Here is a 5666-nt window from a genome sequence, read left to right as displayed (position 1 = left end):
GACTGGTCCTGCAGATCGCATTCGCCGCCCTGATCGCAGATCGGGCAATCGAGCGGGTGGTTGATGAGGAGAAACTCCATCACCCCCTCGCGCGCCTTCTTGACCATCTCGCTATCGGTGCGGATTTCCTGGCCTTCAGAGGCCGGCAACGCACACGAAGCCTGCGGCTTGGGCGGCCCGGGCTTCACTTCGACCAGACACATGCGGCAGTTGCCGGCGATGGACAGCCGCTCGTGATAACAGAAGCGGGGGATTTCCTTGCCGGCGAGCTCGCACGCCTGCAGCACCGTCGCGCCTGCGGGGACTTCGAGCTCTACGCCGTCTACTTTGAGTTTAGGCATTGCGGAGCCCCCTCAGATTGTTCGAATTGAGCGGCCTGTTCATCACTTCTGACCCTGTTTCGAAAGCGGATCCGACACGCGGAGCCGATAAAGTACCTCGATCAAGGCGTTGCGCAGAATGTTCCTCGAGAAAGCCAAGGTCTGGCCCTTTGGAAGGCAAGCCGAAAGATTTGGAGCAAGCGTACCGAAAGCCGAGTTTTCCTGACCCGATCCGACCACGCTGATGGCAAGAGCGTGGACAACCACGGGATTTGCCCGCACTACACAGTCAGAAAATTGACGCAAACCAATAGCTTGCAGGTCTTTTTCCTGAGTGCCGTCCGAACCGGCTGTGTAATCGAGTGAGGCACGGTCAGCAACGCTGTCTACAGATTTGAACGCAAATTCCTGGCGATAGAGCGCTTGGTAAGCCGCGCCCCGAAACGCGCTTTCGCTGAATTGGAGGCTACCGTTGTCGATACAATCGCTCACAGACAACCGAGCCGCCCGCTTGTTTGCATCCGCGCCACCCGGGAATGTTCCAAGGTAGAACATGACCCCGCCGCGATTGCGCTTGAGCAAACAGATTGCATACGCCGCCATCGTCTTGCGCGCAGCCACCTCACCGGCCTTTTCGCCGAGCTGTGCGGGCTCCGGGCGGACAAGACTTCCCGTATCCTGCGCCATAGCTGCGCCGGCAAGGCCGCAAAGCATGCCTCCCCCGATCAGCAGTGAGGCAACAAGATGATGGGCAAGCCTCACTCCGCGGCCTCCCGCGCATTCTCCGCAATCCGGCGTTCGATCTCGGGCCGGAAGTGCTTGATCAGGCCCTGGATCGGCCAAGCCGCCGCGTCGCCCAGCGCGCAGATGGTGTGGCCTTCGACCTGCTTGGTCACCTGCTGGAGCATGTCGATCTCTTCGACCGCCGCATCGCCGGTGCGCAGGCGTTCCATCACGCGCCACATCCAGCCAGTGCCCTCGCGGCACGGGGTGCACTGGCCGCAGCTCTCGTGCTTGTAGAAGTACGAGAGGCGGGCAATCGCGCGGACGATATCGGTGGACTTGTCCATCACGATCACAGCCGCCGTGCCGAGGCCCGAACCGACGGCCTTGAGCCCGTCGAAATCCATCGGCGCGTCCCAGATTTCCGCCGCCGGCACCAAGGGCACCGAAGACCCGCCGGGGATCACCGCCAGCAGATTGTCGCGCCCGCCGCGAATGCCGCCGCAGTGCTTCTCGATCAGCTCGCTGAACGGGATGCTCATCGCTTCCTCAACCACGCAGGGCTTTTCGACATGCCCGCTGATCTGGAAGAGCTTGGTGCCCTTGTTGTTATCGCGCCCGAAGCTCGAAAACCACGCCGCGCCGCGCCGCAGGATCGTCGGCGCGACTGCGATGCTCTCGACGTTGTTCACCGTCGTCGGGCAGCCATAGAGCCCCGCGCCAGCCGGGAACGGCGGCTTGAGCCGGGGCTGGCCCTTCTTGCCCTCAAGGCTCTCGATCATCGCGGTCTCTTCGCCACAGATGTAAGCGCCCGCGCCGCGGTGGACGAAGACGTCGAAATCATAGCCCGAACCGCACGCGTTCTTGCCCAGCAGCCCTGCCTCATAGGCTTCGGCAACCGCGGCAAACAGCGTCTCCGCCTCGCGGATGTATTCGCCGCGAATGTAGATATAGGCCGCCCGCGCGCGCATCGCATAGCCCGCGACCAGCGCGCCCTCGATCAGCTTGTGCGGATCGTGGCGGATGATCTCGCGGTCCTTGCACGAACCGGGTTCGGATTCGTCGGCATTGATCACGAGGAAGCTCGGACGGCCGTCCTTGCTCTCCTTGGGCATGAACGACCACTTCATCCCGGTCGGGAAGCCCGCGCCGCCACGACCGCGCAGACCGCTCGCCTTTATCTCGTCGATGATCGCGTCCTGCCCGCGCGCCATCAGGGCCTTGGTGTTATCCCAATCCCCGCGCGCCTGCGCCGCTTTCAAGTTCCACGGCTGATAGCCGTAGAGGTTGGTGAAAATGCGGTCCTTGTCAGCGAGCATTGTCCGCTCCGTTCTTCTTCGGCGCATCGCCACGCGTCGCAAAAGCGATCAGCAGCGCGGCAATGGCAATCGCCCAGGTGCCCATGCTCCCGTCACGCGCCAGATCGAGCATCCCGAGCCCAATCAGCACCGCGCCGACAGCAATCAGGATCGGCTTGAGGGCCATCACCATTCCCCCCGGTAATCGTGGTTCGCCGCCGCCATCGCGGTCAGCGAGCTCAGCGCGCCGGCGGGCTCGACCGTGTGGCGGCCCGGCAGCTGCGTGCCCGTCTTGGGCTGCTTGCCCGCCGCCAGTTCGTCGAGGATGCGCGTCATGTCTGCCGCGGTCAGGTCCTCGTAGTTGTCGTCGTTGATCTGCACCATCGGCGCGGAGGCGCAGTTGCCCATGCATTCCACTTCGGTCAGCGTGAACACGCCGTCGTCCGTCGTGTGGCCCTTCTTGAGCCCGCGCGCCTTGCACGCCGCCATGATGTCGTCAGACCCGCGCAGCATGCACGGCGTCGTCCCGCAGACCTGCACGTGGAACCGCCCGATCGGCGCGATGTTGTACATCGTGTAGAACGTCGCCACTTCGACCACGCGGATGATCGGCATGTCGAGCTGCTTCGCCACGTATTCCATCACCGGAATCGGCAACCAGCCTTGCGTATTCTCTTCCGCGCCGACCTGGCGCTGCGCGAGATCGAGCAGCGGCATCACCGCCGAGCGCTGCCGCCCCGCCGGATAGCGTGCGATGATTTCCTTGGCCTTCTCGGCATTCTCAGCCGTCCACGCAAAACCGCCCCAGCGGGCGCGGAGTTCGGGGGTATCAGGTTCGATATGACGGTCAGCCATCAGCGAATGAACTCCACGCGAGAGCATTTCTCGCCTTCGAAAGAATAGACCGCGACGACGTCGAACGGCTCTACCAGCGACGAACCATCTGTCGCCGGCCCGCGCGTCACATGCTCGCGCATCAACACGTAATTGCCGATGGCCTGAGCCTCGATGATCTCGGCATGGTTCTGCGGCCAGCGCGCAAACGCGGCAGCAAGGCCCGAACGCGTGCCTTCCTTGCCTTCGCGCACGACATCACCGCGATAGTTCGCCTCGCAGGCGTCGTCGGTCATGTAGGACACGTAGGTATCCACATCCTGCGCATTGTAGGCGGCAATCATGGCCTTGGCGGTGGCAAGATTGCTCACCGGTCACACTCCCCGAACACCACGTCGATCGCGCCCAGAATGGCGGTCGCGTCGGGCAGCATGTGGCCCTTCGACATGAAGTCCATCGCCTGCAGGTGCGAAAACGCTGTCGGGCGGATCTTGCAGCGGTAGGGTTTGTTCGAACCATCCGACACCAGATAGACGCCGAACTCGCCCTTGGGGCTTTCGGTCGCGACGTAGACCTCGCCCGCCGGCACGTGAAAGCCTTCGGTGTAGAGCTTGAAGTGATGGATAAGTGCTTCCATCGATTGCTTCATCTCGCCGCGCTTCGGCGGCACGACCTTGCGGTCAGAGCTGGAAACCGGGCCTTCGGGCATTTCCGCGAGGCACTGTTTCATGATCCGCGCGGACTGTCGCACTTCCTCGACGCGGACCATGAACCGGTCGTAGCAATCCGAGCGGGTGCCCACCGGGATCTCGAAGTCCATGCGATCATAGACATCGTAGGGCTGGCTCTTGCGCAGATCCCACGGAATGCCCGCGGCGCGGATCATCGGGCCGGAGAAGCCCCAGGCAATCGCGTCCTCGCGGCTCACCACCGCGATATCGACGTTGCGCTGCTTGAAGATGCGGTTGTCGACAACGAGGCTCATCGCGTCTTCGAAGATCTGCGGCAACCGCGTATCCAGCCAGTCGGCGATGTCCGTCAGCAGCTTGAGCGGCACATCCTGATGCACGCCGCCGGGGCGGAACCACGCCGCATGCATGCGCGCGCCAGAAGCGCGTTCGAAGAAGTTGAGGCAATCCTCGCGGATCTCGAACAGCCACAGGTTCGGCGTCATCGCGCCGACGTCCATCACATGGCTGCCGAGGTTCAGCATGTGGTTGCAGATGCGCGTCAGCTCGGCGAACAAGACGCGCAGATACTGCGCGCGCAGCGGCACTTCGATATTGAGCAGCTTTTCTACCGCGAGCACATAAGTGTGCTCCATCGCCAGCGGCGAGCAGTAGTCCAGCCGGTCGAAGTACGGCAGCGCCTGAAGGTAGGTCTTGTGCTCGATCAGCTTTTCGGTGCCGCGGTGGAGCAGGCCGACATGCGGGTCGATCCGCTCGATGATCTCGCCGTCCAGCTCCATCACCATGCGCAGCACGCCGTGCGCCGCCGGGTGCTGCGGGCCGAAGTTGATCGTGTAGTTGCTGATGACCTCGTCGCCGGTGGTGGGCGACTGTTCCAGTTGCAGGCTCATGGCTTTGCCCCCTCACCGGCCTTCTCATCGCCCGGCAGCACATAGTCAGCGCCTTCCCACGGGCTCATGAAATCGAACTGCCGAAGGTCCTGCGCAAGCTCGACCTTCTCGTAGACGACGCGCTTGTCTTCTTCGGAATAGCGCAGCTCGACATAGCCGGTCAGCGGGAAGTCCTTGCGGAACGGGTGGCCCTGGAAGCCGTAGTCGGTGAGAATGCGGCGCAGGTCCGGATGCCCGGCGAAGAGCACGCCGTACATGTCGTAGACTTCGCGCTCGTACCAGCCGGCATTGGGCCAGAGCACCGTCGCGGTCGGCACCGGTGTCGCCTCGTCGGTCGAAACCTTGACGATCAGGCGGTGGTTCTTCGTCAGCGAAAGCAGGCAGTAGACCACCTCGAACCGCTCGGGCCGCGAGGGATAGTCGGCGCCTGCAATGTCCATCAGCTGCTGATATTCGTGGGTATCGCGAAGGGCCCGCAGCACCTCGACGATCCGCTCGCGAACGACATGGATGACAATCTCGCCATGCTGCTCGCGCGCGGAGATCACATCGGCGCCCAACGCACCGCTCAGCGTTTCCAGCACGCCGTCGAACGGCGCGTAGCGGGGGGCGGAATGAAGCACGGTCATTTCGGCAATCCCCTCAACGCTCGATCGTACCGGCGCGGCGGATCTTCCGCTGCAGTTGCATCACGCCATACAGCAGCGCCTCGGCAGTCGGCGGGCAACCCGGCACGTAGATGTCGACCGGCACGATCCGGTCGCAGCCGCGCACCACTGAATAGCTATAGTGATAATAGCCGCCGCCATTGGCGCAGCTGCCCATCGAGATGACGTACTTGGGGTCCGACATCTGGTCGTAGACCTTGCGCAGCGCCGGGGCCATCTTGTTGCACAGCGTGCCGGCCACGAT

At 63.2% G+C, this 5666-nt stretch carries 9 protein-coding genes; all 9 read right to left on the bottom strand.

What is annotated here, in order from left to right; all coding sequences use genetic code 11:
* The coding region (locus Q0071_RS07840) for a 2Fe-2S iron-sulfur cluster-binding protein (RefSeq protein ID WP_298167060.1) at positions 1-341 on the bottom strand (341 nt) is incomplete at its 3' end.
* A 42-nt stretch (positions 342-383) separates the two neighbouring features.
* Positions 384-1007: a hypothetical protein gene (locus Q0071_RS07835; RefSeq protein ID WP_298167059.1), complete on the bottom strand. Its 624-nt coding sequence runs from the start codon at positions 1005-1007 to the stop codon at positions 384-386.
* A gap of 71 nt (positions 1008-1078) precedes the next feature.
* Positions 1079-2362 (bottom strand): NADH-quinone oxidoreductase subunit NuoF, encoded by a 1284-nt coding sequence (gene nuoF / locus Q0071_RS07830; RefSeq protein WP_298167056.1) that lies wholly within the window; start codon positions 2360-2362, stop codon positions 1079-1081.
* On the bottom strand, positions 2352-2528 hold the full coding sequence (locus tag Q0071_RS07825) for a hypothetical protein (RefSeq protein WP_298167054.1): 177 nt from the start codon (positions 2526-2528) through the stop codon (positions 2352-2354). The genes nuoF and Q0071_RS07825 overlap by 11 nt, the downstream gene beginning before the upstream one ends.
* On the bottom strand, positions 2528-3196 hold the full coding sequence (locus Q0071_RS07820; protein WP_298167052.1) for an NAD(P)H-dependent oxidoreductase subunit E: 669 nt from the start codon (positions 3194-3196) through the stop codon (positions 2528-2530). Before Q0071_RS07820 ends, Q0071_RS07825 begins: the two co-directional genes overlap by 1 nt.
* Complete coding sequence (locus Q0071_RS07815) at positions 3196-3546, bottom strand: nuclear transport factor 2 family protein (RefSeq protein ID WP_298167051.1); 351 nt, start codon at positions 3544-3546, stop codon at positions 3196-3198. The genes Q0071_RS07820 and Q0071_RS07815 overlap by 1 nt, the downstream gene beginning before the upstream one ends.
* Complete coding sequence (locus Q0071_RS07810; protein ID WP_298167049.1) at positions 3543-4754, bottom strand: NADH-quinone oxidoreductase subunit D; 1212 nt, start codon at positions 4752-4754, stop codon at positions 3543-3545. Before Q0071_RS07810 ends, Q0071_RS07815 begins: the two co-directional genes overlap by 4 nt.
* Positions 4751-5383, bottom strand: a complete 633-nt coding sequence (locus Q0071_RS07805) for an NADH-quinone oxidoreductase subunit C (protein ID WP_298167047.1) — start codon at positions 5381-5383, stop codon at positions 4751-4753. Before Q0071_RS07805 ends, Q0071_RS07810 begins: the two co-directional genes overlap by 4 nt.
* Positions 5384-5396: 13 nt before the next feature.
* A partial coding sequence (gene nuoB / locus Q0071_RS07800; RefSeq protein WP_298167045.1) for an NADH-quinone oxidoreductase subunit NuoB occupies positions 5397-5666 on the bottom strand: 270 nt, incomplete at its 5' end.

The sequence above is a fragment of the Novosphingobium sp. genome (genome assembly GCF_027486195.1).
Taxonomy (GTDB): Bacteria; Pseudomonadota; Alphaproteobacteria; order Sphingomonadales; family Sphingomonadaceae; genus Novosphingobium.
The sequence above is the reverse complement of the archived record's forward strand: the minus strand, read 5'-3'. Positions and strand labels throughout refer to the sequence as shown.

Coding starts and splice junctions, on each gene's coding strand:
- Q0071_RS07835 (WP_298167059.1), bottom strand. CDS start 1,007: ATGGCGCAGGATACGGGAAGTCTTGTCCGCCCGGAGCCCGCACAGCTC.
- nuoF (WP_298167056.1), bottom strand. CDS start 2,362: ATGCTCGCTGACAAGGACCGCATTTTCACCAACCTCTACGGCTATCAG.
- Q0071_RS07825 (WP_298167054.1), bottom strand. CDS start 2,528: ATGGCCCTCAAGCCGATCCTGATTGCTGTCGGCGCGGTGCTGATTGGG.
- Q0071_RS07820 (WP_298167052.1), bottom strand. CDS start 3,196: ATGGCTGACCGTCATATCGAACCTGATACCCCCGAACTCCGCGCCCGC.
- Q0071_RS07810 (WP_298167049.1), bottom strand. CDS start 4,754: ATGAGCCTGCAACTGGAACAGTCGCCCACCACCGGCGACGAGGTCATC.
- Q0071_RS07805 (WP_298167047.1), bottom strand. CDS start 5,383: ATGACCGTGCTTCATTCCGCCCCCCGCTACGCGCCGTTCGACGGCGTG.